Source organism: Bacteroidota bacterium, from assembly GCA_034723125.1.
In the GTDB taxonomy this organism is placed as follows: Bacteria; Bacteroidota; Bacteroidia; order CAILMK01; family JAAYUY01; genus JAYEOP01.
The window spans coordinates 1-2,529 of record JAYEOP010000342.1; the positions used below are offsets into that span (position 1 = coordinate 1).

Below are 2,529 nucleotides of genomic sequence, written 5' to 3' on the forward strand. Positions count from 1 at the left end.
TTTATCAATTCAGGTACGGTTCTGCCGGTTGTAAAGATTGAATATTCCTCAGAATAGGCAGAAAATCCAGTTCCGGTTTTTTCTACTATGATTTTTATTTTTTTCTTAAATGTTTTCATCGCATTAAATTTTAAAGTTTAAGTCCAGCATCTTTTAGGATTTTCTTTTCTAATCCTTTTCCCACTTCCTGACTTCCGTGATTCGGGAAAATTATAATTCCGTTTTTTTTGTCATGTTTCAATTTAACATGCGATCCTTTCTGTGAGATTGGATACCATCCATCCTTTTTTAGGAGTCGGAATAATTGAGAACATTTCATTAGTTAATCAGTCTATTAAATTTAACGCAAAGGTAAATAATAATTTACTTTTATCCAAATTTATTTTCTTTGGTAATTCGGGTTTTTTAGCATTCCAACTAACGTCAAAGTTAATTGTTTAATTTACAGTCAATTAATAGTTTTCAATTTTGTTCATTTCAACCCTTTATTTTATCATTCGTTAGCTGAAAAACTCAACGGATTTTTCTACGAAGGGGGGATTGTAGCTAACGTGTGGCAATATAAAATGTTGGGCATTTTGAAACTCCAAACTTTCAATTTGCTACACCGTTTATTTGTTTCTAATTCATTCATATTGACCACTTTCTGCCCAATTTTTTATATTGCGTGTTAGCGGCTGGCATTATTCTATCTTGTTAATTATCTGTGTTAATGCAGGTTCAATTGCCAAAATGTGCCAACCTCCAAATACAACTAATACTTTGTCATAATTCTCTAATTGTTTCTCAATTTGTTGTATCAAATATTTGTCTCTAAGTTCTTTTGATTTTCTTGCAATTTCGCAAAAATGATTTGTATTTCTAATGGGTGAAAAATCATCTGATTTTATACTGTCAATGTTAAATTCTTTTTTAAAATATCTCTTGTAAAGGCTTTTATAGTAAGAAAATTGTTTTTCCTCCGAAGTAAGTTTAATGCCTTCTGAAACTAAATATCCTTCAATTAAATTGCTTTTGTATAAACTATCCAAGTTCCCTTTTTTACCCCAATAAGTATAGGGCAATACAAATCTTTCGGATGCAAAGAAAAATAGTATTTCATCTTTTGAATAATATGTTTCCAATTCATAGAATTCTTTTTTATCGGGCATATCCCCATTTAGCATTTTTATGTTTTGTTTATCACATAAATACTTCAATAATCCAGTTTCTCCATTTTTTATTATGGCAGAATTCTTATCGGAATAGATTTTGGTTATTTGTCCTCCCTCATTAATTGCAATTTCTGGTTTAAAGTCAATAAATATTTTTTCAATCTCTGAAAACATATTATTTGTAGTGTCGCGTGAATGCAATGTTCCAACAACTATTAAACGTTTGTTGTTTTTATTCAAGTCAACAACATAAGGAACTTTTGGTAAGTTTCCCAAACTGTCAACTTTAATGTCAAGATATGAGATTAATTTATAGTTGTCCGTTTTGTCAGAGTTCAAATTCTTGCAACTTGTCAAGATGCTTAAAAAGAACATAAAAGTCAAAAATTTTAAAATAATGTTTGTCATAGTCTCTATCGTTTTTTTTTGCTTGCCGCTAACGAGTGAATATAATGACCACTCATTATATTTTTATATTAAAAATTCCATAATTCAATATTATCCAGTGGTTTATAAATTTTGTAGTTTTAATATTTTCATTTTTGTCTATCTGTTAATTTATAGTAATTCAAATTTACGCTCCACTTTTACATATTTACGCTTCATTCGTTGTTCTTTCTTAGTTTCTGTTTTTAGTGTAGCTCTATCAAGAAAACTAATGGTTGTGCCGTTAGGAATTTCATCCAATAGTTCTGGATTTCGGATTATGGTTTCTACAAAATCCAGTCCTATAGCCAAATCTCTTTTTATCTTTTCGTTATTTTGCATTACTTTAATTTTTTAATGTATTGTTCTTTATACCATTTCCACCTGTCCTCAATATCCTGTCTTGCAAATGCAAAAGCTGTATTTAAGTCCGGCATTTCTATGGCTCTTTTCTCCTTTTCTCCATTTGGTTTTAATGTGTCTCTGTGAAAGAATCCATGAGCACAATCATATCTAACAATTGCATGCCATTTTTCTTTAACTAATGCTTCATATTGGATAAGCAAATCTATAATCATCCCTTTTTCTTTTGAGAATTTTACTCTAATCCTGTCAGCTAACTTGTTGCCGAGATATATGTAAAATTCTTTTTCGTTCATGCCTTACTATTTATTTTGTTTGTAAGTACAAATTTACTAATTAATTTTCTTTTCTAATTATTTTGTTGTCAATATTTTTAATTATCAGCCGAAAATGTCAATATTTTCGATGTTTCATATAGTTTTGCTATTTGCTACTCGGTTTCTTCCAATGAACGCTAACGAGTGAATATAATGACCACTCATTATATTTCCATTATATTTTTTGTTAAAAAACTACATAATTCAATATTATCCAATGGCTTATAAATTTTGTAGTTTTAATATTTTCATGTTCTAATAAATTTTGA

General features: G+C 28.9%; 4 protein-coding genes. All 4 read right to left on the reverse strand.

The window, feature by feature from the left end; translation table 11 throughout:
* Positions 1 to 130: 130 nt before the first annotated feature.
* Positions 131 to 319, reverse strand: coding sequence for a type II toxin-antitoxin system HicA family toxin (locus tag U9R42_09405; GenBank protein ID MEA3496237.1), 189 nt, complete (start codon positions 317 to 319; stop codon positions 131 to 133).
* Positions 320 to 683: 364 nt separating this feature from the next.
* The gene (locus tag U9R42_09410; protein MEA3496238.1) at positions 684 to 1,562 is read right to left on the reverse strand and encodes a hypothetical protein; all 879 of its coding nucleotides are present in this window, start codon (positions 1,560 to 1,562) and stop codon (positions 684 to 686) included.
* 150 nt (positions 1,563 to 1,712) lie between these two features.
* Positions 1,713 to 1,922, reverse strand: coding sequence for a hypothetical protein (locus U9R42_09415; GenBank protein ID MEA3496239.1), 210 nt, complete (start codon positions 1,920 to 1,922; stop codon positions 1,713 to 1,715).
* On the reverse strand, positions 1,922 to 2,239 hold the full coding sequence (locus U9R42_09420) for a hypothetical protein (GenBank protein ID MEA3496240.1): 318 nt from the start codon (positions 2,237 to 2,239) through the stop codon (positions 1,922 to 1,924). The genes U9R42_09415 and U9R42_09420 overlap by 1 nt, the downstream gene beginning before the upstream one ends.
* Between the last annotated feature and the right edge of the window lie 290 nt (positions 2,240 to 2,529).